Here is a 23349-nt window from a genome sequence, read left to right on the forward strand (position 1 = left end):
AGGAGGGTTCATGACCACCGTGCGAGCCGCGCTCACCCAGGTCCGCTGGACGGGCGACAAGGAGTCGATGATCGACGTCCACGAGAAGCACCTGCGCGACGCCGCGAGCCAGGGCGCGAAGCTCGTGTGCTTCCAGGAGCTGTTCTACGGGCCGTACTTCTGCCAGGTGCAGGACGCCGCGTACTACGCGTACGCGGAGTCCGTCCCCGGGCCCACGGTCGAGCGGTTCTCGGCGCTCGCCGCCGAGCTGGGCACCGTCGTCGTGCTGCCGGTCTACGAGGAGGAGCAGCCGGGCGTCCTGTACAACACCGCGGCCGTGATCGACGCGGACGGGCGCTACCTCGGCAAGTACCGCAAGACGCACATCCCGCACGTGCGCGGGTTCTGGGAGAAGTTCTACTTCCGTCCCGGAAACCTGGGCTACCCGGTGTTCGACACCGCCGTCGGGCGCGTGGGCGTCTACATCTGCTACGACCGGCACTTCCCCGAGGGCTGGCGAGCGCTCGGCCTGAACGGAGCGGAGATCGTGCTCAACCCGAGCGCGACGAGCCGGGGGCTGTCGAACTACCTGTGGAGGCTCGAGCAGCCCGCTGCCGCGGTCGCCAACGAGTACTACGTCGGCGCGATCAACCGCGTGGGCGTCGAGGACCTGGGCGACGACGACTTCTACGGCACGTCGTACTTCGTCGACCCGGAGGGCGCGTTCGTCGGCGACCCCGCCGACGACCACGACGAGGAGCTCGTGGTGCGCGACCTCGACCTCGACCTCCTGCGCGTCGTGCGCGACCGGTGGCAGTTCTACCGCGACCGCCGCCCCGACGCCTACGGCGACCTCACCCGGCCGTGACCTGAGGATCCGAGAGGGGAGCACGCGATGCCGCACACGCTGATCCGGGGAGGGACCGTCGTCGGGCCCACGGGCTCGACGCCCGCCGACGTGCTGGTCGACGGCGAGCAGGTCGCCGCGCTGCTGCGGCCCGGGGACACGAGCCTGGGCGCCGACCTCGCCGCGACCGCCGAGCGCGTGATCGACGCGACCGGGAAGTACGTCATCCCGGGCGCCGTCGACTGCCACACGCACATGGAGCTGCCGTTCGGCGGGACGAACGCGTCCGACACGTTCGAGACCGGGACGCGCGCGGCGGCGTGGGGCGGCACGACGACGATCGTCGACTTCGCCGTCCAGCGCACCGGCGAGCGCGTCCAGGACGGGCTCGCCGCGTGGCACGCGAAGGCGGACGGGCGGTGCGCGATCGACTACGGGTTCCACCAGATCCTCGGCGGCGTCGACGACGACTCGCTCAAGGCCATGGACGAGCTCGTCTCCGAGGGCATCACGAGCTTCAAGCTCTTCATGGCCTACCCGGGCGTCTTCTACAGCGACGACGGGCAGATCCTGCGCGCGATGCGCAAGGCGCGCGACAACGGGTCGGTGATCATGATGCACGCGGAGAACGGCATCGCGATCGACGTGCTGGTGCGCGAGGCCCTCGACCGGGGCGACACCGCCCCGTACTTCCACGGCACGAGCCGACCGTGGGAGACCGAGGAGGAGGCGACGCACCGCGCCATCATGCTCGCGCGCCTGACCGGAGCGCCGCTCTACGTCGTGCACATGTCCGCCAAGCAGGCCGTCGCGACGCTCGCGCAGGCGCGTGACGAGGGGCACAACGTGTTCGGCGAGACGTGCCCGCAGTACCTCTACCTGTCGCTCGAGGAGCAGCTCGCGGCGCGCAGCGACGAGTGGGGCGACTTCGAGGGCGCCAAGTGGGTGTGCTCGACGCCGCTGCGGTCGCGCGCCGAGGGCCACCAGGAGGAGCTGTGGCGGTACCTGCGCACGGGCGACCTGTCGGTCGTGAGCACCGACCACTGCCCGTTCTGCATGAAGGAGCAGAAGGAGCTCGGGCGCGGCGACTTCTCGAAGATCCCCAACGGGATCGGCGGGGTCGAGCACCGCCTCGACCTGCTCTACCAGGGCGTCGTCGACGGGCGTATCACGCGCGAACGCTGGGTCGAGCTGTGCTGCACGACGCCGGCCCGCATGTTCGGGCTCGACGGCCGCAAGGGCGTGCTCGCGCCGGGCGCCGACGCGGACGTCGTCGTCTACGACCCGGCCGGGCGCACGTCGATCGGGTACGGGAAGACGCACCACATGAACATGGACCACTCCGCGTGGGAGGGGTTCGAGGTCGTGGGGCACGTGGACGTGGTGATGTCGCGCGGGCGCGTGGTCGTCGAGGACGGGACGTACCACGGCAGCCCCGGGCACGGACGGTTCTTGCGCCGCGGGCTGTCGGCGTACCTGCGCTGAGCGCGGGTCCGGATCGGAGGTGGGCATGGACCTCGGGGTGGTGCTGCAGAACGACCCGCCCGCGTGGCGCGTCGTCGACCTCGCGCGGCAGGCGGAGACGTACGGCTTCTCGCACGTGTGGACGTTCGACTCGCACCTGCTGTGGGAGGAGCCGTTCGTCGTCTACTCCCAGATCCTCGCCGCGACCCACCGGGTCACGGTCGGCCCCATGGTCACCAACCCCGCGACGCGCGACGTCACGGTCACGGCGTCCCTCTTCGCGACCCTCAACGAGATGTTCGGCAACCGGACGATCTGCGGGATCGGCCGGGGGGACTCCGCGGTGCGCGTCATCAACGGCCGGCCCGTGACGCTCGCCGAGCTCCGCGAGGCGATCGGCGTGATCCGCGGCCTCGCGTCCGGGGAGGCGGTCGAGTACCGCGGCTCGACGCTGCGACTGCCGTGGAACCCCGACTCCCGGCTGCCGGTGTGGGTCGCGGCGTACGGGCCGAAGGCGCTCGCCCTCACCGGCGAGGTGGGCGACGGCTTCATCCTCCAGCTCGCCGACCCCGACGTCGTCGCGTGGTCCGTCGCCGCGGTGCGCACCGCGGCCGAGCGCGCGGGTCGCGACCCGGACGCGGTGCGCGTCTGCGTCGCCGCGCCCGCGTACGTGACCGACCACGCGCCGTCGGACGGCGAGGCCGGACGCCGCGCGCTCGCGCACGCCTACGACCAGTGCCGCTGGTTCGGCGGGATGGTCGGCAACCACGTCGCGGAGATCGTCGCGCGGTACGGGCCCGGCGGGTCCGAGGCAGGTGCGGGCGTGACGATCCCGCACGCGCTCACCGACTTCGTCGCGGGGCGCGAGGGGTACGACTACAACGAGCACGGGCGCGCGGGGAACTCGCACACGGCGTTCGTCACCGACGAGATCGTCGACCGGTTCTGTCTCGTCGGGCCGGCCGAGCGGCACGTCGAGCGGCTGCGCGAGCTCGCCGCGCTCGGCGTCGACCAGTTCGCCGTCTACCTCCAGCACGACGCCAAGGACGAGACCCTGCGCGCGTACGGCGAGACGGTCCGCCCCGCGGTGCGCGACCTCGTCCGGGCGCGCGAGTGAGACGACGCATGCCCGCCCTGCGGTCTTCGTCCCGCGTGACCCGGCCCAGGTGCCCGCCGGCGTGACCCAGGCCACGTGACCGGCGGCCCTGGCGGGACCTTCGGCCCTGTCCGGGCGTACCGCCGGATTCCTACGGTCGGGACCGTGGAAAACCCTCGGGGCGTGACGAGCCGGACGCCGTTCCGCGCACTCCTCGTGCTGCCGGCCGGGGTCGCGCTGCTCACGGGGCTCGCGACCGGGCTCGCCCTGCTCGGGCTCCCGGCGCCGGTGCCCGCCGAGCGGATCCAGGACGCGCACGGCCTGCTCATGGTGCTCGGGTTCGTCGGCACGCTCGTCACCCTCGAGCGCGCCGTCGCCGTGCGGCGCCCGGTCGCCTACCTCGCACCCGCCGCGCTCGGACTCGGCGCGCTCGCGCTCCTCTCGCCCGCGCCCCGCGCGGTCGGGCAGGGGCTCCTCGTCGCCGGGACGCTCGGGCTCGTCGCGATCTACGCCGTCGTGTGGCGGCGGCAGCCCGCCGTCGCGACGGCGATCCAGGCCGCAGGAGCCGTGCTCGCCGTGGGGGGTGCCGCGCTCTGGGCCGCGGACGTCGCGGTGCCCGACCTGCTGCCGTGGCTCGTCGGTTTCGTCGCCTGGACCGTGCTCGGCGAGCGCGTCGAGCTCGCGCGGCTCGAGATCGACGCCCGGACCGAGCGCAGGGTCCTCGCCGGGGCGCTGGTCTACGTCGGGGCAGCGTGCCTCGCCCTGCTCGCGCCTGCGCCCGGGTACGCGCTCGCCGGAGCAGCGCTCGCGGCGTCCGCCGTCGCGCTGCTGCGGCACGACGTCGCGCGCCGCACCGTCCGCGGCCACGGGCTGCCGCGCTTCGCCGCGGCGGCGATGCTCGCGGGCTACGCGTGGCTCGTCGTCGCGGGCGCGGCCTGGGTGTTCCTCGCGGCGGGGGCCGGTCCGTCCGGGCTCGGCCCGGCGGTGACGCTGCGCTCGGGGACGACGTACGACGCCGTCGTGCACGCCGTGTTCCTCGGGTTCGGGCTGTCGATGATCATGGCGCACGCGCCCCTCATCCTCCCGGCCGTGCTGCGCCGCCCGCTCCCGTACCGCGCCGCGATGTGGGCGCCGCTCGCGCTGCTGCACGTGTCGCTCGCCGTCCGGGTCGCCGGCGACCTCGCGGGCGACGGGCCCGGTGCGGTGGTGGCCGTCCGCGTCGGTGGTGCCGGGAACGTCGTCGCCGTCCTCGGGTTCGTCGGTGTGGCGCTGTGGTCGGCGCTGCGCGGGGACCGTGCCGCCCGAGGATCGCGCCTGGACCCGCGCGCCGACCAGGGTTCTCCCTCGGCCGACCAGGGTTCTCTCTCGCCAGACCAGGGTTCTTCCTCGGCTGCCGTGCTCCCGATCGTCTCCGGAAGGTGACCGTGCCTGCCTCGTCCGAGCGACCGTCGCTCCTGTCCGCCCGGCCCGCCGGACCGCTGCCCGGGACGCAGAAGGTCGGGGGCACCGGTCGGAACCTGTGGCTCCACGCGCTCGTCCTCGCCTGGTTCGTCGCGGAGGCGGTGCTCGTCGTCGTGCACCGGTTCGTGCCCGAGGCCGTGTGGCTCATGGTCCACGTCCTCATGCTCGGCGCCGTGAGCACGGCCATCCTCGTGTGGAGCCAGCACTTCGCCGACACGATGCTGCGCCGCCAGGCACCGGGCGGACGCCCGCTGCACGTGGCGCGGCTCGCCGCGCACACGGTCGGTGCGCTGCTCGTCGTCGCGGGGCTGCTGACCGACGTCTGGTCCCTCGTGGTCGCGGGCGGGGTGCTCGTGGGCGCGGGCGCGGTGACGCACGCGACGGTGCTCGTGCTCCAGGGCCGCGGTGCGCTGCCGTCGCGCTTCGGCGGGCTCGTCCGGTACTACGTCGTCGCCGCCGCGTGCCTGCCGGTCGGCGTGACGCTCGGCGTCGTCATGGCCCGCGGCGGCGCGGGGACGGAGCCCTACGGCCGCCTCTACGTGGCGCACGTGACGCTCAACGTCCTCGGGTGGGTCGGCCTCACGGTGCTCGGCACGCTCGTGCTGCTGTGGCCGACCGTGCTGCGCACGCGCATCGAGCCCGATGCCGACGTCGCGGCCCGCCGCGCCCTGCCGGTCCTCACCATCGGGATCCTGCTCGTCGTCGCGGCGTGCGCGGTCGGCTGGCGACCCCTCGTCGCGGCCGGGGCGGCCGTCGTGCTCGGCGGTGTCGTGCTGGTCGGGCGGCACCTCGCGGCGCAAGGTCGGGCCGCCCAGCGCGGCGCCTGGGGGTTCGCCGCGTGGAGCCTCGCCGCGTCCGTGGCGTGGTTCGCCGGGAGCGTGGCCGCGTTCGGGGCGCGGGTCGCGACGGCGCCGTCGTGGGCCGCCGCGCAGGACGCGATCGGCGGGCTGCTGCTGCCGTTCGTCGTCGGGTTCGCCGCGCAGGTGCTTCTCGGCGCCCTCACCTACCTCGTCCCCGTCGTGCTCGGCGGCGGCCCGGCGCGACGGCGGCGCACCGAGGCGGTCGTCGGCGCGGGCGGCGCGTACCGCGTGCTCGTCGCCAACGGCGGGCTCGCGCTGTACCTCCTGCCGCTGCCCTCATGGGTGCGCGTCGGGCTGTCGCTCGTCGTCTTCGCGACCTTCCTCGCCTTCCTCGTCCTCGCGCTGCGCGCCGTGGTCCTCTCGCGGGAAGACAACACGGTCACGCCGGTCGACACGGTCCCGCGGGGCGACGCGGTCGCGCCGGCCACGGCCCCGGCACAGCCACCCGTCCCGGGTGCGGCGAGCGTCATGACGGGCGCTCCGCCGTCGGGCACGCGCCGCGGCGACGCCGCTCGCGCCGTCGCCGCACGCCGCGAAGCGCAGGCGCGCCGGCCCCTCGCGGGCGCGGTGACGGCCGCCGTCGCGACGCTGGCGCTCGCGGTCGTGGGCGGCGTCGCCGCCGACCCGGTCGCGGCCGGCGTCGGGTCGGGCGTCGTGGAGGGTGGCGCCGTCGCCGGGACCGGCGGGGCAGCCGTGCCGGTCGCGACGACCGGCCGTACGACGACCGTCCAGGTCGAGGCCGCCGACATGCGGTTCGTCCCGGACACGATCACGGTCCCCGCGGGCGACCGGCTCGTCGTCGAGCTGACCAACACCGACGCCGACGTGCACGACCTCGTCCTCGAGGACGGCACGACGTCGGGCCGCGTCGCGCCGGGCGAGACCGCCACGGTCGACGTCGGCGTCGTGAGCGGCGACCTCGACGGCTGGTGCTCCGTGGCAGGGCACCGGCTCATGGGCATGACGCTCACGATCGACGTCGAGGGCGACGGCAGCACCAGCGGCTCGGACGACTCCGGCGGGACGCTCGTGGCGGACGACGACGGCACGGAGGCGCACGGCGCGCACGGCGGGCACGCGAGCACGGGCTCGGGCGGGGCCGACTCGCTGGACGCGTCCGGCGTCGACCTCATGACGCACCCGGGCGACGGGTTCACCGCGCGCGACGCGAGCCTCGCACCGGCCGTGGCGGACCCGTCGGGCGAGCCGGTCGTGCACCGGCGCACCCTCACCGTCACGGAGGCCGTCCAGGAGGTCGCACCCGGGGTCGAGCAGACGGTGTGGACGTTCGGCGGGACCGCGCCCGGGCCCGTGCTGCGGGGCAAGGTCGGCGACGTCTTCGAGATCACGCTCGTCAACGACGGCACGATCGGGCACTCGATCGACTTCCACGCGGGCGCGCTCGCGCCCGACGAGCCGATGCGGACCCTCGCGCCGGGGGAGTCGCTCGTCTATCGCTTCACGGCGACCCGCGCCGGGATCTGGATGTACCACTGCTCGACCATGCCCATGTCGCTGCACATCGCGAATGGCATGTTCGGCGCGGTGATCGTCGACCCGCCGGACCTCGCCCCCGTGGACCGCGAGTACGTCGTCGTGCAGTCGGAGCTCTACCTCGGCGCGCAGGGCGCGTCCGCGGACGACGCGAAGGTCGCGGCCGCCGCGCCCGACCTGCTCGCGTTCAACGGCTACGCGAACCAGTACCGCTTCGACCCGCTCGAGGCCCGGGTCGGCGAGCGCGTCCGCGTGTGGGTGCTCGACGCCGGGCCGAACCGCCCGAGCGCGTTCCACGTCGTCGGCGGCCAGTTCGACACCGTCTACCACGAGGGCGCGTACGCGCTCCCCGCCGGGAGCGCCGGCGGCAGCCAGGTGCTCGGCCTGCTGCCCGCGCAGGGCGGCTTCGTCGAGCTCGCGTTCCCCGAGGCGGGGACCTACCCGTTCGTCACGCACGCCATGTCCGACGCCGAGCGCGGCGCGTCCGGGGCGTTCGCCGTGACGCCCTGACCGGCACGCCCGCTGGCGGCGTCGTCATGCCGGCAGCACCGCAGACCCAGCACCCCACCCGGCGCTCGCGCCACGACCAGGAGGACCACCATGGCAGCAGAACCGATCGAGATCACCGAGCCCCCGCAGCACGAGGCCGTGCACGGGGAAGGGCCCGAGGAGGGGCACACCTGCGGGTGCGCGCACGACGACGCCGAGGTCGTGCTCGACGTCCGCACGATCCCGCACGCCGTGCGCCACGGCGTCGTGTTCGGGGCCCTCGAGGCGCTCGCGCCCGGCGACGGGCTCGTGCTCGTGGCGCCGCACGACCCGCTCCCGCTGCTCGCGCAGCTCGAGTCACGGGAGCCCGGCGCGTTCGACCGCGAGTACGTGTCGCGCGCGGCGACCGAGGTGAGCATCCGCCTCACGCGCCGGCCTGTGCCCTCGCAGGGCTGAGCACCCCTGGGTCGTCGGCAGGCCCGGCACGCGATGCCCGGCGGCACGGGGATGGCCGCCGGGCGTCGTCGTGCGCTCACCGGAGCGAGCGATGCGTCGGCGCCCGAGCGCTGCGTGTCGGGACGCAGCGCTCGGACGCGGACGCATCTGTCGGCGAGGACGGTCCTCGCTACGGGGCCGTCGGGGGCTCCCAGCCGCGGCGCGGGGCGCGCGACGTCGTCGTTGCCGCGCGGCGTCGGTAGACGACGTAGGGGCGCGTGAGGTAGCCGAGCGGCGCGGAGAACACGTGCACGAGGCGTGTGAACGGCCACAGGGCGAACAGGGCGAGGCCGCACAGGACGTGGAGCTGGAACGCGAGCGGGACGTCGGCCATGAGAGAAGGGTCGGGCTGGAACGTGAGCAGCGAGCGGAACCACGGCGAGATGGAGCCGCGGTAGTCGTAGCCGCCCCCGAAGATCTGGTGCTGCACCGTCGCGAGCGTGCCGAACCCGATCGCCGCTCCCAGCACGACGTACATGAGCTTGTCCGTGCGTGTGGTCACGCGGAACACGGCGCCCGAGAGGCGGCGGCGCAGGACGAGGATCACGAGCCCCACCACCGTGAGCACGGCCGCGAACGTGCCCGCGATCGTCGCGACGAGGTGGTAGGCGTGCTCGTCCACGCCGAGGGCCTCGAGCCACGGGCGCGGCACGAGGATGCCGACGACGTGGCCGCCGATGACCATGAGGATGCCGACGTGGAACAGCGGCGAGCCGAGTCGGAGCCAGCGGTTCTCGTAGAGCTGTGACGAGCGCGTGGTCCAGCCGAACTGGTCGTAGCGGTACCGCCACACGTGGCCGACGACGAACACGGCCGCCACCGCGTACGGGACGGCGACCCACAGCAGGACGTCGAGCGGGCTCATCGTCGGGTCTCCTCGGTCAAGCTCGGGATCGTGGCGAACGGGGTGAGGTGGGACAGGTCGCTCAGGCCGACGAGCTCGGTCGGCGGGCCCGCGGCGACGAGGTCGCGGAAGCGCGCCGCCGTCTCGGACTGCATCGCGGGCAGCGTCGCGACGAGCGCGGCGACGACGTGCGCGTACGGGCTGCGGACGGTCTCGAGCGCGGCGCGCAGCACCTCGATGCCGTCGCGGTGCGCGTCGAGCACCATGCCGGCGATCTCACCGTCGGTGCGCGCGGAGAGCTCGAGCACCGTGGGCAGGTGGTCTGGCAGCTCGGAGCCGTCCGTCTCCCAGCCGGCCGCGCGGAACGCCTCCACGAACGTGACGAGCGCGGCGCCGCGCTTCCGGGTGTCCCCGGCCGCGTAGTACGACAGGTAGAGCGAGCACCGGCGCTTGAGGTCGAACGTCGTGACGTACGCGGCCTGGAGCTCCCCGAGCGACAGCGGCGCCGTCGCGTCGAGGAACGCGCGCAGGGGCCGGCGCACGTCGGCAGGTAGCCCCGCGACCACGTCCTCGATGTCCGCGCGGTGCGCGGTGGTCTCCGCGGTCGGGTAGTCCAGCAGGAGCGAGATGACAGTGTGCGCGGCGCGGCGCTGGTCGTCCGGCAGGGTGCCCGACGTCGGCGACGCGGTCAGGGTGGCGCGCGTCGCCCGGGTCCGCGTCGGGCGCCTCATGCCGCACCTCCCGACGGCTCGGGACCGCCCGCTGGTCGCGACGGCGGGAAGAGCCCGCCCGGGGTCCCGTCGCCGTTCCAGTTGAGCAGGTTGACCCGGCCCGACGTGGACGGGGTGTACGGGCTCGTGGCGCGCTCCTGCGCGCCGACCGCGTGGAACGACTCGCCCGTCGTCGGTCCCGCGCCACCCATCCCCGGTCCGCCGTCGTAGTCCAGCGAGCACGCCATGTCCGTGAGCTCGCGGGCGATCTCGGTGTGGGCGGTGGGGATGACGTACCGGTCCTCGTACTTGGCGATGGCGAGCAGGCGGTACATGTCCTGGACCTGTTGCCCGCTCATCCCGACGGCGGCGGCGGTCTGTTCGTCGGGGTTCCGGCCGAGGTTGATGTCGCGCATGTAGGAGCGCATGGCGGCCAGGCGGCGCAGGACCTTCTCGACGGGGGCGGTGTCGCCGGCGGTGAACAGCCCCGCGAGGTATTCCAGCGGGATGCGCATCTTGGAGATCGCGGCGAACAGGGTGCGTCCGTCCTCGCCGTCGTTGCCGGAGGCGGCCACGACGTCCACGACGGGGGACAGGGGTGGGATGTACCAGACCATGGGCAGGGTGCGGTACTCGGGGTGCAGGGGCAGGGCGACCTCGTACCTGCTGATGAGGCCCCAGATCGGGGAGCGTTGGGCGGCGGTGATCCAGTCCTCGGGGATGCCCTCGGCCCGCGCGGCGGCGATGACCTGGGGGTCGTTCGGGTCGAGGAAGACGGCGCGTTGGGAGGCCAGGAGCTCGTGCTCGTCCTCCACCGACGCGGCCTCGGTGACCTTGTCCGCGTCGTACAGGACCAGGCCGAGGTAGCGCAGGCGTCCGACGCAGGTCTCGGAGCACACGGTGGGCAGGCCGACCTCGATGCGGGGGTAGCACAGGGTGCACTTCTCGGCCTTGCCGGTCTTGTGGTTGAAGTAGACCTTCTTGTAGGGGCAGCCGGTGACGCACATGCGCCAACCGCGGCACTGGTCCTGGTCGACGAGCACGATGCCGTCCTCGGCCCGTTTGTACATGGCTCCGGAGGGGCAGGACGCGACGCAGGCGGGGTTGAGGCAGTGCTCGCAGATGCGGGGCAGGTAGAACATGAACGTCTTGTCGAGCTCGGTCGCGACGTGCTCGGACATGTGCTGAAGGACAGGGTCCTGGTCCATGGTGGCGGTGGAGCCGGCGAGGTCGTCGTCCCAGTTCGCCGACCAGGAGATGTTGATGTCCTTGCCCGTCAGCAGGGACTTGGGCCGGGCGACCGGGGTGTGGGCGCCCTGGGGGGCCGAGAGCAGCATGTCGTACTCATACGTCCACGGTTCGTAGTAGTCGTGGATGGAGGGCAGCACGGGGTTGGAGAAGATCGTGGCGAGCTTCTTCAACCGGCCCCCGGCGCGGAGCGTGAGCTTGCCCTTCTTGGTGCGCACCCACCCGCCCTGCCAGCGGTCCTGGTCCTGGTAGGTGCGGGGGTAGCCCAGGCCCGGGCGGGTCTCGACGTTGTTGAACCACACGTACTCGACCCCGGTGCGGTTGGTCCAGGCCTGCTTGCACGTGACCGAGCACGTGTGACACCCGATGCACTTGTCCAGGTTCATCACCATCGACATCTGCGCCATGACCTTCATGTCAGTAGGTCACCTCCTGAGACCTCCGGCGGATCACCGTGACCTCGTCACGCTGGTTGCCCGTCGGGCCGATGTAGTTGAAGCCGTACGACAGCTGCGCGTAGCCGCCGATGAGGTGGGTGGGCTTGAGCAGCACGCGGGTCAGGGAGTTGTGGATGCCGCCCCGCAGCCCGGACGTCTCCGACCTCGGCACGTCCACGGTCCGGTCCTTCGCGTGGTACATGAAGACCGTCCCCTCGGGCATGCGGTGCGAGACGACGGCTCGCGCGACCACGACGCCGTTGCGGTTGTAGGACTCGATCCAGTCGTTGTCGGCGACGCCGATCTTCTCCGCGTCCTGCGGGCTCATCCAGATCGTGGGGCCGCCGCGCGAGAGCGACAGCATGAAGAGGTTGTCCTGGTACTCGGAGTGGATCGACCACTTCGAGTGCGGCGTCAGGTACCGCACGGCGACCTCCGCGTAGCCCTCCGACCCCTGCGCCCCCGTGGGGGACGTGTCGCCGATGCGCGAGTCGCCGAACAGGCGGTGCATGTCGAGCGGCGGTCGGTAGACGGGGAGCTGCTCGCCGAGCTCGGTCATCCAGTCGTGGTCGAGGAAGAAGTGCTGACGGCCGGTGAGCGTGTGCCACGGCTTGAGCCGTTCCACGTTGATGACGAACGCGCTGTAGCGCCGTCCGCCGTGCTCGGAGCCGGACCACTCGGGAGAGGTGATGACCGCCGTCGGGCGCGACTGCACGTCCGGGAACGTGATGCGCTTGCCCTGCTCGTCCCGCGCGAGGTCGGCCAGGCGCTGCCCGGTGCGACGCTCCAGGTCCTCGAACCCCTGCACCGCGAGCCGGCCGTTCGTCGTCCCCGAGAGCGCGAGGATCATCTCGCACACGTGGGTCTCCCGGTCCAGGCGCGGGCGCCCCGCCGTCGGTCCGTCGGGGACGACGCCGTTCGCGACGGCGAGCCGCTCGACCTCCGGCGTCGGGTCGAACGCGACGCCCTTGGTGACCATGCCCACCTTCTGGGTGAGCGGGCCGAGGGCGGCGAGCCGGTCGGCGAACGCCGGGTAGTCACGCTCGACGACGACGAGCCTCGACATGGTCACCCCGGGCACGAGCTCGTCCTGCGGCAGGACCTCGCCGTGGGGCGTCGCCATGGCGTCGGGCGTGTCGTGCGCGAGGGGGACGGCCACGACGTCCTTGCGCACGCCCAGGTGCGTCACCGACATCTCCGAGATGCGCCGGGCGATCGTGTGGAAGATGTCGAAGTCGGTGCGCGTCTGCCACGGCGGGCTGATCGCGGGGTTGAACGAGTGCACGAACGGGTGCATGTCGGTCGACGACAGGTCGTGCTTCTCGTACCAGGTCGCGGCCGGGAGCACGACGTCGGAGAAGAGCGTCGTCGACGTCATCCGGAAGTCGGCGGTGACGAGCAGGTCGAGCTTTCCCCGGGGCGCCTCGTCGTGCCACGCGATGTCCCGCGGGCGGCGGTCCGGCCCGGACTCGGGCGCGCGCACCGCGGCATCGGTGCCCAGCAGGTGCTGGAGGAAGTACTCGTTGCCCTTGCCCGACGACCCGAGCAGGTTCGCGCGCCAGACGGTGAGGACGCGCGGGAAGTTCGCCGGGTCGTCGGGGTCCGCGCACGCGTAGTCGAGCTCGCCGGAGGAGAGCTGGTCGACGACGTGGCGCACCGGGTCCTTGCCCGCCGCCTCCGCCTCGTCCACGAGGTCGAGGGGGTTGCGGTCGAACGTCGGGTAGCTCGGCGTCCAGCCGCGCCGGACGGACTCCACCAGCGTGTCCGCCGTCGTGCGGCCCGAGAGCTTCCCGGTGGCCAGCGAGGACGCGAGCGCGTCCGCGGGCAGGCCGTCGTAGCGCCACTGGTCGGTCGCGAGGTACCAGAACGCCGTGCTGATCATGAGGCGTGGCGGGCGGGCCCAGTCGAGCGCGTTGGCGTACTGCTGAAATCCTGTGATCGGGCGGACCTTCTCCTGCCCCACGTAGTGCGCCCAGCCGCCGCCGTTGACGCCCTGGCAGCCGGTCATGGTCACGAGCGCGAGGAACGTGCGGTAGATCGTGTCGGAGTGGAACCAGTGGTTGGTGCCCGCGCCCATGATGATCATCGACCGGCCGTCCGAGTCGAGCGCGTTCTGCGCGAACTCCCGCCCGATGCGCGCCGCGGCGACGGCGGGGACGCCGGTGATCTCCTCCTGCCACGCCGGGGTGCCCGGCGTCGCGGGGTCGTCGTAGCCCGTCGGCCACTCGCCCGGCAGGTCGAGGTCGGGGCGATCCACGCCGTACTGCGCGAGGAGCAGGTCGTAGACCGTCGTCACCAGGTGCTCGCCCACGCGGTGCGTCGGTACGCCGCGCCGCACCGAGCCCGCGCCGCCCTGGTGCTCGGCGCCCTCCTCGGGGGCGAGGTCGAAGCGCGGGAGGTCGACGGCGACCGGCCCGCCCGACGCGCCGCCCGTCAGGTCCGCGACGGAGAGCGCCGGCTCGACGCCTTCGAGGTCGAGGTTCCACCGTCCGGGGTCGCCGTAGCGGTGTCCGAGCGACCCGTTGGGGACGACGACGTCGCCCTCGTGGGACAGGATCACCGTCTTCGACGCCGCGTTCGCGGTGCCTGCCTGGTCGGCGGCGGTCGTGCCGGCGAGCCGGTCCGCCGTGAGGAAGCGCCCCGGCACGTACGCGTCGCCGCGGCGCTCGAGCGTCACGAGGTACGGCGCGTCGGTGAACTGCGCCATGTAGTCGAGGAACCGGGGCGCGCGGTCGCGCACGTGGAACTCGGTGAGGATGACGTGGCCCATCGCCTGGGCGAGGGCGCCGTCCGTCCCCGGGTGCGGGGCGAGCCACTCGTCGGCGAACTTGGTGTTGTCGGCGTAGTCGGGGGAGACGACGACGACCTTCTGCCCGCGGTATCGGGCCTCGGTCATGAAGTGGGCGTCGGGGGTGCGGGTCACGGGGACGTTGGAGCCCCACATGATGCAGTAGGTGGAGTTCCACCAGTCGGCGGACTCGGGGACGTCGGTCTGGTCGCCGAACACCTGGGGCGAGGCGACCGGGAGGTCGGCGTACCAGTCGTAGAACGACAGCATGCTCCCGCCCAGGAGCTGGACGAACCGCGACCCCACCCCGTGCGACACCATCGACATCGCCGGGATGGGGGAGAACCCGGCGACGCGGTCGGGGCCGTAGGTCTTGATGGTGTGCACGTGGGCGGCGGCGACGATCTCGGCGGCCTCGTCCCAGGTGGCGCGCACGAGGCCGCCCTTGCCGCGCGCGGACTTGTACGCACGGGCCGACCCCGGGTCGGACGTGACCTTCGCCCAGGCGAGCACGGGGTCTCCGCCCACGTCGTTCTTCGCCTGCCGGTAGAGGTCGAGCAGGGTGCCGCGGACGTAGGGGTAGCGCACGCGGGTGGGGGAGTAGGTGTACCAGGAGAACGCGGCGCCGCGGGGGCAGCCGCGGGGTTCGTACTCGGGGGAGTCGGGGCCGACGGAGGGGTAGTCGGTCTGCTGGGTCTCCCAGGTGATGATGCCGTCCTTGACGTAGACCTTCCAGGAGCAGGACCCGGTGCAGTTCACGCCGTGGGTGGAGCGTACGACCTTGTCGTGGGACCAGCGGTCGCGGTAGAACACGTCGCCCTGGCGTCCGCCGGTCAGGAACACCTGCCGCAGGTCGTCCGACACCTGCCCGCGTCGCAGGCGGCTGCCCAGGCGCAGCAGGGCGTCCGCGGGGTCACGGGGGGTGCGCTCGTCGAGTGGGGGCACGACAGCTCCTCGGTTCTCAGGGTCGACGTCTCGGGATCGGCAGCGGGGGACGTCGTCGGCGGCTCGGTCAGGAGGGGTTCGGGGCGCCCGGCCGGGCGTAGTAGTGCCACGTGAGCCACGTGCACAGGGCGAAGAACACGGCGCACCCGACGAAGAACGACCGCGCGGGGACGAGCGACAGGCCGATGCCGACGAGGAACGGGCCGAACGCGGCGATCGAGGCGGTCCAGCCGATCACCCCGCCCGCCTGGCGGCGCGGGAAGATCATCGGCATCTGCTTGAAGGTCCCGGCGTTGCCGATGCCCGCGAACGTGAACACCGCGAGCATCCCGGCGAGGAACCAGCCGAACTGGCCGACGTCGTGCGGGTCGAGGAAGAAGAGCGAGAACACGGTCGAGACCGTCATGCCGATCCCGGCGACCAGGGTCCAGACCGCGCCGCCGAACCGGTCGCACAGCGGCCCGAACCCGGCGCGCGCGGCCGACCCGAGCAGGGGGCCGAGGAACGCGTAGCGCAGCGGGTCGGGCGCGTTCTCGAACCCGCCGTACTGCGCGACGATGAGCAGGCCGAGCTGCGCCGCGAACCCGCTGAACGCCCCGAAGGTCATGAGGTAGATCGCGGTCATGATCCACGTGTGCTTGTTGCCGAAGATGTCGAGCTGCTCGCGGAAGTTCGCGCTGACCGGGACCCGACGCAGGTAGAGGCCCGCGAGCACCGCGCCGAGCACGGTCCACGGCACGAGCACGATCCCGGCGTTGTGGAGCCACAGGTGGCTGCCGGTCGCCGTCTGCTGGGGCGTGAGGACCGCGGTGCCCAGGAGGCCGAAGCCGACGACCCAGGGCGTGAGGAACTGGATGAGGCTCACGCCGAAGTTGCCGATCCCGGCCTGGAGACCGAGCGCCGTCCCCGCCATGCGCTTGGGGAAGAAGTAGCTCGTGGAGGGCATGAACCCGGAGAACGCACCCCCGCCGATCCCCGCAGCGACCGCGAGGAGCATGAGCACCGAGTAGGGGGTGCTCGCGTCGCGCACCGCGAACGTCCAGCCGAGCATCGGCAGCAGGATGAGCGTCGCCGTGCCGCCCACGAGCGTGCGGGTGCCGACGACGGGCGGCAGGAACATGTAGACCATGCGGAACAGCCCGCCGGCGAGGCCCGGGACGGCCGTGAGCCAGTAGAGCTGCGCCGTCGTGAGGTCGAACCCGACGTCGTTGAGCCGGGGCGCGACCGCGCTCACGAGGTACCACGCGCAGAACGCGAGCGTGAGGTTGTACGTCGTGATCCACAGCGTGCGCCACGCGAACCGGCGGTCCCAGCGGGACTCGTCCTCGGGGTCCCACGTCGACAGGTCCACGGTCGACGGCGCGCGCACCGCCCGCAGCAGCGAGGGGGGCCTGGTGGTGGCAGGGGCGGTCATGTCGTCCTCCCGTCGTCGCAGGTCACGACCACCGACGTCGTGACGCCGGGTCCGTACCCGGTGCGTCGTCAGCATGACCCGACGGCCGGGAGCCGCGGCGGGCCGCGGACCGTGAAAAATCAGCTCGCGCGCGAGAGCTGCAGCACGCAGTGGTGCGGCTCGACGAACGGGAGCAGCGCCTCCGCCCGGACGGGGCCCCCGACGCCCGCGAGCACGCCCTGGACGAGGCCGAGGTGGACCGCGCAGACGACGTCCTCGCGGTCCGCGGCGAGCGCGAGGAACGGGCACCGGTAGAGGTGGAACCGCAGGCGGTCCTCCTCGAGCTCGGGGTCGAGCCCGAGCTGGTGCAGGTGGTCGTCGAGCGCGGCGAGCTGGTTCTCGGGAGTGGGCTCGGGCGCGTCGTGGCCCGAGGAGCGGAGCACGTCGACGAGCCGTCGCCCGGCCGCGCGCGCGGTCCCGGTGAGGTCGTCGCCCGTGCCCTGCGCGGCGTGGTGCCCGGGGCCGCTGTCGTGGGCGGGGTCGCGGTGCCCGAGCACCGCGCGGGTCAGCGCGGCCCGGACGAGGGAATCGCCGAGCCGCCGCGCCGCGCCGTCGTCCCGGGGCGGGTCCTCGCCCGCGATGGCCTCGTAGAGGATGCGCGGGCGCCCGCGCGTGGTGCGCACCTCCGGGGCGCTGCGCACGAACCCCGCGTCCGCGAGCCGCTGGAGGTGCTCGCGCGTCGCGCTCGGACACAGCGCCGCCTCGCGCGAGAGGTCGGCGACCGTCATCGGGCCGTGCTCCTGGAGGGCGTGCAGCAGGGTCAGCCGGCTCGACGACGCGAGCGCGCGGTAGGTGGTCGACGTGTCCTCGGGCACGACGCCATCGTGCCCCGGCGCGCCGTCGTCGGAGCGGTCCCCGGGCTGGTCCGACGCCGATCGGTGACGAAGGTCCCGAGCGCGCGGGCCGTCAGGCCCCGGGCGCGCGCTGCTCGAGCGTCGCGCGCAGGGTCGGCCACGCGTCGGCGAAGGCGGGCAGCAGGTCGAGCCCCGCGACGTCGTCGACCGGGACCCACCGGACCTCGACGCTCTCGGCGTCGGTCGCGTGCGCCTCGACGGTCGCGCCGTCAGCGACCTCCGCGAGGACGGTCGTGTAGCGCCACGGGCCGTGGTCGAGCACGCGCTCGCCCACGACGCGCACGTGCGCGGGGTCGATGCCCGCTTCCTCCTCCGCCTCGCGCAGGGCTCCCTGGGCGGGCGTCTCGTCCGGCCCGACGGCGCCGCCCGGCACTCCCCACGTCCCGCCCTGGTCGGACCACGGGGCGCGGTGCTGGAGCACGACGTCGGTCAGCCGGCCCGCGCCGTCACGCCGCGCGAGCAGCAGCCCGGCCGCGCCGAACAGCCCCCAATGTCGTCGCCCGCACTCGCACTCCACCCAGCCGTCGCCCGGCTGGAGGTGGCGGGGGAGCCGCGGGGGCGGCTCGCCGGGGTCGCGCGGCGTGGTGGGGATCGTCACGGAGCCATGCTGCCAGGCTCGTGCGGTTCTCGGCGCACGCCCGCGCGCCTCCAGGCGGGGTCTGACCGCGCCGTCGTGGTTCGCGTCCGTCGGCGCGGGCGTCACGCTCGTGTGGCGCCGGCTCCGGCACATCGCCCCCGTGGGCGAGGTTCCCGCGGCCGACCGACCGTCCGCCGTCGGCGAATTCCGTGGACCGTGTGGGTGGCGGCCGTCAGGATGTGCGAGTGAGCCATACGCCGTACGAGAACACCGACGCCTCCGCCACCGACGTCTCCGTCGGCGCGGAAGCCGACGCTCCCGTCGACGACACGCTCGCCAAGCCCCGGTGGCGGCGGGACACCGCGATCTTCCTGTCCGGGCAGACGGTCTCCCTCTTCGGCTCGATGCTCGTGCAGTACGCCGTCATGTGGCACCTGACGATCGAGACGAAGTCCGGCGCCGTGCTCGCGCTGAGCACCCTCTTCGGGTTCCTGCCGCAGGCCGTCGTCTCGATCTTCGGCGGCGTGTGGGCGGACCGCGTGAACCGCAAGGCGCTCGTCATCGCCGCCGACGGCACGATCGCCGTGACGACCCTCGCGCTCGCGCTGCTCATGCTCGGCGGCGCGGACGACCTCTGGCTCATCTACGCCGCGCTCGCGATCCGCTCCACGGGCGCCGGCATCCAGACCCCCGCCGTCGCCGCGCTGCTCCCGCAGATCGTCCCGACCAGCAAGCTGCTGCGCGTCAACGGGATCAACCAGTCGATCCAGTCCGCGATGATGCTCCTCGCGCCGGCGGTCGCGGCGGCCGTGTATGCCAGCACGTCCATCGTCTCCGTCTTCTTCGTCGACGTCGTCACCGCCGTGATCGGGATCGGCCTCCTCCTGCTCGTCCCCGTCCCGACGCTCGCGCACGCCGCCGCGGGGGAGCGCGCCGGGTACTTCGACGACCTCGTCGAGGGCTTCCGCTACCTCGGTTCCCACCCGTTCGTGCGCTGGGTCCTCGGCCTCTACGCCGTGGTCTTCCTGCTCATCGTCGCGCCGTCGTACCTCACCCCGCTCATGGTCGCGCGGACCTTCGGCGAGGAGGTCTGGAAGCTCACCGTGAACGAGGTCGCCTTCTCCGTCGGCATGCTGCTCGGCGGCGTGCTCCTCGCGACCTGGGGCGGGCTCAAGAACCGCATCGCCATGATCGTCGGCTCGACCTTCGTGTTCGGCGTGCTGTCCGTCGCGATGGGTCTCTCGACGAACATGTGGGTCTTCTTCGCCTTCATGTTCCTGCTCGGGCTGTCCGTCCCGCCGTTCTCGACGACCTCCATGACCGTCCTCCAGGAGACCGTCGAGCCCGAGCGTCAGGGCCGCGTCTTCGGCTTCGTCGGCATCGTCATGGCCGTCTCGATGCCGCTCGGCATGGTGGTGTTCGGCCCGCTCGCCGACCGTTTCACCGTCGAGTCGCTCCTCGTCGTCTCCGGGATCCTCATGTTCCTCGTCATCACCGTCGCCGTCGCCCTGCCGTCGGGCCGCCGCGCGATCCGTGCCGCCGCCCAGCACGGCGAGCACTCACCTCGTCCGCGGTGAGCCGGGTCGACGGCTCGCGCGGTCGGGTCGTGCACCGAGCTCGGCGGTGGCGCGCAGGGTCAGTCGACGATCTCGCAGATGGCCGTGCCGGAGCTGACGCTCGCACCCGCGGTGGCGGAGAGGGATCGGACGGTGCCTGCGCGGTGGGCGAGGAGGGGCTGCTCCATCTTCATGGCCTCGAGCACGACGACGAGGTCGCCCTCGGCGACCTGGGTGCCGTCGGCGACGGCGACCTTGACGATCGTGCCCTGCATGGGGGAGGCGAGCGTGGTGCCGGAGGCGCCGCCGTTGGCCTTGGCGGCGTTGCGGCGCGCGGGCCGGCGGGCGGCGTTGGCGGTGCGGGCGCGGCCCGCCGCCATGCCGAGGCCGGCCGGGAGGACGACCTCCAGGCGCTTGCCGCCGACCTCGACGACGACGCGCTCGGTCGCGAGGGGCTCGTCGTCCTCGTCGGCGGACGCGGCCGGGGCGGGCGCGAGCGTGGCGAGCCGGTCGGCGAACTCGGTCTCGATCCACCGGGTGTGCACCCGGAACGGCTCGTCGTCCGTGGGGACGAACGCCTCGGCGTCGAGCACGGCGCGGTGGAACGGCACGACGGTCGGGATGCCCTCGACCTCGAGCTCGCGCAGCGCGCGGCGGGCCCGCTGGACGGCCTGCTCGCGAGTCGCGCCGGTGACGATGACCTTGGCGATCATCGAGTCGAACGCGCCGGAGATCGTGTCGCCCTCGGCGACGCCGGAGTCGACGCGCACGCCGGGCCCGGAGGGGAAGCGCAGGCGCGTGATGCGGCCGGGGGCGGGGAGGAAGTTCGCGGCGGGGTCCTCGCCGTTGATGCGGAACTCGATCGAGTGGCCGCGCACCTGCGTCGACGTGTAGCCGAGCGGCTCGCCCGCGGCGATGCGCAGCTGCTCGCGGACGAGGTCGATGCCGGTGACCTCCTCGGACACGGGGTGCTCGACCTGGAGGCGCGTGTTGACCTCGAGGAAGGAGATGGTCCCGTCGGCACCGACGAGGAACTCGCACGTGCCCGCGCCGACGTAGCCGGCCTCGCGCAGGATCGCCTCGGACGCCTTGTACAGCTCGGCCTCCTGGGCGGCGCTGAGGTACGGCGCGGGAGCCTCCTCGACGAGCTTCTGGTGGCGGCGCTGCAAGGAGCAGTCGCGCGTCGAGACGACGACGACGGTGCCGTGCTCGTCGGCGAGGCACTGGGTCTCCACGTGGCGGGGCGTGTCGAGGTACCGCTCGACGAAGCACTCGCCGCGCCCGAACGAGGCCGTGGCCTCGCGGACCGCGGACTCGTACAGCTCGTCGATCTCCTCCGCGGTGCGCGCGACCTTGAGCCCGCGACCGCCGCCGCCGAACGCCGCCTTGATCGCGATGGGCAGGCCGTGCTCGGCGGCGAACGCGTGCACCTCGCTCGCGTCGGCCACGGGGTCGGGCGTGCCGGGGACCAGCGGGGCGCCGGCGCGCTGTGCGATGTGGCGCGCGCTCACCTTGTCGCCGAGGGCGTCGATCGCGGCCGGCGGCGGGCCGATCCAGACGAGGCCCGCGTCGAGCACGGCCTGGGCGAACTCCGCGTTCTCGGCGAGGAACCCGTACCCGGGGTGCACCGCGTCCGCGCCGGAGCGGCGCGCGACGTCGAGCAGCTTCGCGATGTCGAGGTAGGTCTCGGCCGCCCGTGCGCCACCGAGCGCGAACGCCTCGTCGGCGAGGTGCACGTGCGGCGCCTGCCGGTCAGGGTCGGCGTAGACCGCGACGGACGCGATGCCGGCATCGGCGCAGGCGCGGACGATCCGGACGGCGATCTCGCCACGGTTGGCGACGAGGACCTTGCTCAGGGGGCGGGTGGGGTTCGCGGGCACGGCTCACGGTAACGCGTGCGCGCCGCGCCGATCACGCTCCCGGGCCGGGTACCGGACAAGATTGGAGAACATGCCAAGGCGCATGGGGGGCGGTTGGAGGAAACCTCCATAGCGGCACGCTCCTGGGCCTCGCGCGTCCCGTGGGGTTGTCCGGCACCCACAACGAGCGCGGCCGCCGGACGGCGGTCGCGCGGTCTCAGGAACGCAGCTCGTGCCAGGCGACCCCGGCCTCCCGGAGCAGCGCGCGCAGCAGCGGGAGGCTGATCCCGACGACGCCGTGGTGGTCGCCCTCGATGCGCTCGACGTAGGGCCCGCCGAGGCCGTCGACCGTGAACGCGCCCGCGACGTGCAGCGGCTCGCCCGTGGCGACGTACGCGTCGATCTCGTCGTCGGTGAGGTCCGCGAAGTGCACGGTCGTCGAGCTCGTGGCGCCCGTCGCGGTTCCGGTCCCGCCGTCGGACAGCGGACGCAGGTCGACGAGCCAGTGGCCGGTGTGCAGGACGCCGGCCCGGCCGCGCATCGAGCGCCAGCGGGCGCGGGCGTCCTCGGCGTCGGCGGGCTTGCCGAGCACCTCGCCGTCGAGCTCGAGCATCGAGTCGCAGCCGACGAGCAGCGCGGGGTCGTCGATCGGCGTGCCGGACCCGTCGTCGGCGAACGTGCGGACGATCTCCTCCGCCTTCGCCCGGGCCAGGACGAGCACCGCGTCCACGGGGTCGAGCCCGCCGCGCTCCGCGGCCGCCGCCTGCAGGACCGCGTCCTCGTCGACGCCCGACACGCGCACGAGGGGTTCGACGCCGGCCGCGCGCAGCGTCGCGAGGCGGGCAGGGGAGCGGGAGGCCAGCACGAGTCGGAGCACCCGCGCAGACTACCCGTCGAGCACTCGCGAGACCGGCTGCACCGGCTGCTCGACGATCCCGCTACGCGACCAGGAGCGCGGCGACGAGCAGCACGACGGGCGAGCCGATCGTCGTCACGAGGATCGTGTCGCGCGCGAGGATCTCGCCCCGCCCGAACCGCGCCGCGTAGTTGTAGACGTTCTGGGCGGTGGGCAGCGCCGCGAGCGTGACGGCCGAGGCGACCGCCGCGTCGTCGAGCCCGAGGACGAGGCGCGCCACGACGAACGCCACGACGGGCATGACGAGGAGCTTCGCGACGCTCGCGACGCCCACGGCCGCGCGCGGCTCGCCGCGCCGCAGCGGCCTGGTGCCGTGCAGCGACATGCCGAACGCGAGCAGGATCATGGGGATCGCGGCGCCGCCGAGGATCTCGAGCGGCGCCATGACCGCGACGGGCGGCGTCCAGCCGGTCACGGAGACGACGGCGCCCGCGAACGACCCGAGGATGATCGGGTTGCGCACGGGCTGGGCGAGCACGAAGCGCCAGGACAGCCGCCCGCTCGTCGTCGCGTCGAGGACGAGCAGCGCGACCGGCGCGAGCACGAGGAGCTGGAGCAGGATCACCGGCACGACGGCGGTCGCGTCGCCGAGCACGTACACCGCGACGGGCAGGCCGATGTTGTTCGCGTTCACGTAGCCCGAGCCGACGGCGCCGATGGTCGCCTCGGGGGCGGGGAGCCGGAGCCACAGCCGGTCGACGAGCACGAACACGCCCGCGGTGACGACGGCCGCCGCCGCCGCGACCGCGAGCGGCGCCTGGACGAGCGCGCCGACGTCGGCCCGCGCGAGGACCGTGAACAGCAGCGCGGGGCTCGCGACGAAGAACCCGATGCGGTTGAGCGCCGTCCGCGCGTCGGGCCCTCCGATGCCGAGGCGCGAGGTGACGTACCCGGCCGCGACGACCACGGCGATGATGGCGAAACCGGTGAGGACGGCCCCCACGCGTCAGGTCCCCGGGGCAGGACCGACGCCGGTC

17 protein-coding genes are annotated in these 23349 nt (G+C 73.4%); 7 read left to right on the plus strand and 10 right to left on the minus strand.

Annotation, left to right across the window (positions count from 1 at the left end; all coding sequences use genetic code 11):
- Positions 1–10: 10 nt before the first annotated feature.
- The 6 genes from CCE02nite_RS05635 to CCE02nite_RS05660 all read left to right on the plus strand — a co-directional run bounded on the left by CCE02nite_RS05635 (position 11) and on the right by CCE02nite_RS05660 (position 8146).
- On the plus strand, positions 11–847 hold the full coding sequence (locus CCE02nite_RS05635; protein ID WP_141388683.1) for a nitrilase-related carbon-nitrogen hydrolase: 837 nt from the start codon (positions 11–13) through the stop codon (positions 845–847).
- Positions 848–874: 27 nt separating this feature from the next.
- Positions 875–2311, plus strand: a complete 1437-nt coding sequence (hydA, locus tag CCE02nite_RS05640) for a dihydropyrimidinase (RefSeq protein ID WP_141388684.1) — start codon at positions 875–877, stop codon at positions 2309–2311.
- 25 nt (positions 2312–2336) lie between these two features.
- Complete coding sequence (locus tag CCE02nite_RS05645) at positions 2337–3407, plus strand: TIGR03842 family LLM class F420-dependent oxidoreductase (protein ID WP_141388685.1); 1071 nt, start codon at positions 2337–2339, stop codon at positions 3405–3407.
- Between the two features lie 144 nt (positions 3408–3551).
- Positions 3552–4808 (plus strand): DUF8744 domain-containing protein, encoded by a 1257-nt coding sequence (locus CCE02nite_RS05650; RefSeq protein WP_174774890.1) that lies wholly within the window; start codon positions 3552–3554, stop codon positions 4806–4808.
- A 2-nt stretch (positions 4809–4810) separates the two neighbouring features.
- Complete coding sequence (locus CCE02nite_RS05655) at positions 4811–7711, plus strand: multicopper oxidase domain-containing protein (RefSeq protein WP_255318659.1); 2901 nt, start codon at positions 4811–4813, stop codon at positions 7709–7711.
- Between the two features lie 90 nt (positions 7712–7801).
- Positions 7802–8146 (plus strand): DUF2249 domain-containing protein, encoded by a 345-nt coding sequence (locus tag CCE02nite_RS05660; RefSeq protein WP_141388686.1) that lies wholly within the window; start codon positions 7802–7804, stop codon positions 8144–8146.
- 169 nt (positions 8147–8315) lie between these two features.
- Here CCE02nite_RS05660 and narI read toward each other — a convergent pair whose 3' ends face one another.
- The 7 genes from narI to CCE02nite_RS05695 form a co-directional block, all read right to left on the minus strand.
- Positions 8316–9050 (minus strand): respiratory nitrate reductase subunit gamma, encoded by a 735-nt coding sequence (narI, locus tag CCE02nite_RS05665; RefSeq protein WP_141388687.1) that lies wholly within the window; start codon positions 9048–9050, stop codon positions 8316–8318.
- Positions 9047–9760, minus strand: coding sequence for a nitrate reductase molybdenum cofactor assembly chaperone (gene narJ, locus CCE02nite_RS05670; protein WP_141388688.1), 714 nt, complete (start codon positions 9758–9760; stop codon positions 9047–9049). Before narJ ends, narI begins: the two co-directional genes overlap by 4 nt.
- Positions 9757–11403: a nitrate reductase subunit beta gene (narH, locus tag CCE02nite_RS05675; RefSeq protein ID WP_141388689.1), complete on the minus strand. Its 1647-nt coding sequence runs from the start codon at positions 11401–11403 to the stop codon at positions 9757–9759. The genes narJ and narH overlap by 4 nt, the downstream gene beginning before the upstream one ends.
- Position 11404: 1 nt before the next feature.
- Positions 11405–15157: a nitrate reductase subunit alpha gene (locus tag CCE02nite_RS05680; protein ID WP_141388690.1), complete on the minus strand. Its 3753-nt coding sequence runs from the start codon at positions 15155–15157 to the stop codon at positions 11405–11407.
- Between the two features lie 67 nt (positions 15158–15224).
- A complete protein-coding gene (locus tag CCE02nite_RS05685) occupies positions 15225–16571 on the minus strand; it encodes an MFS transporter (protein ID WP_255318660.1) in 1347 nt (448 codons plus the stop codon).
- A gap of 119 nt (positions 16572–16690) precedes the next feature.
- On the minus strand, positions 16691–17425 hold the full coding sequence (locus CCE02nite_RS05690) for a helix-turn-helix transcriptional regulator (RefSeq protein ID WP_141388691.1): 735 nt from the start codon (positions 17423–17425) through the stop codon (positions 16691–16693).
- Positions 17426–17516: 91 nt separating this feature from the next.
- Entirely contained in the window at positions 17517–18056 is a 540-nt protein-coding gene (locus CCE02nite_RS05695; RefSeq protein ID WP_255318671.1) for an NUDIX hydrolase, read from the minus strand.
- A 230-nt stretch (positions 18057–18286) separates the two neighbouring features.
- Here CCE02nite_RS05695 and CCE02nite_RS05700 point away from each other — a divergent pair, with 230 nt between their 5' ends.
- Positions 18287–19618, plus strand: a complete 1332-nt coding sequence (locus tag CCE02nite_RS05700) for an MFS transporter (RefSeq protein ID WP_255318661.1) — start codon at positions 18287–18289, stop codon at positions 19616–19618.
- A gap of 59 nt (positions 19619–19677) precedes the next feature.
- Here the strand turns inward: CCE02nite_RS05700 and CCE02nite_RS05705 are convergent, their stop codons facing one another.
- The 3 genes from CCE02nite_RS05705 to CCE02nite_RS05715 form a co-directional block, all read right to left on the minus strand.
- Entirely contained in the window at positions 19678–21477 is a 1800-nt protein-coding gene (locus tag CCE02nite_RS05705) for an acetyl/propionyl/methylcrotonyl-CoA carboxylase subunit alpha (protein ID WP_255318662.1), read from the minus strand.
- A gap of 196 nt (positions 21478–21673) precedes the next feature.
- The gene (locus tag CCE02nite_RS05710; RefSeq protein ID WP_141388694.1) at positions 21674–22333 is read right to left on the minus strand and encodes a Maf family protein; all 660 of its coding nucleotides are present in this window, start codon (positions 22331–22333) and stop codon (positions 21674–21676) included.
- A 61-nt stretch (positions 22334–22394) separates the two neighbouring features.
- Positions 22395–23315, minus strand: coding sequence for an AEC family transporter (locus CCE02nite_RS05715; RefSeq protein ID WP_141388695.1), 921 nt, complete (start codon positions 23313–23315; stop codon positions 22395–22397).
- Between the last annotated feature and the right edge of the window lie 34 nt (positions 23316–23349).

It is taken from the genome of Cellulosimicrobium cellulans (assembly GCF_006539945.1).
Taxonomy (GTDB): domain Bacteria; phylum Actinomycetota; class Actinomycetes; order Actinomycetales; family Cellulomonadaceae; genus Cellulosimicrobium; species Cellulosimicrobium cellulans.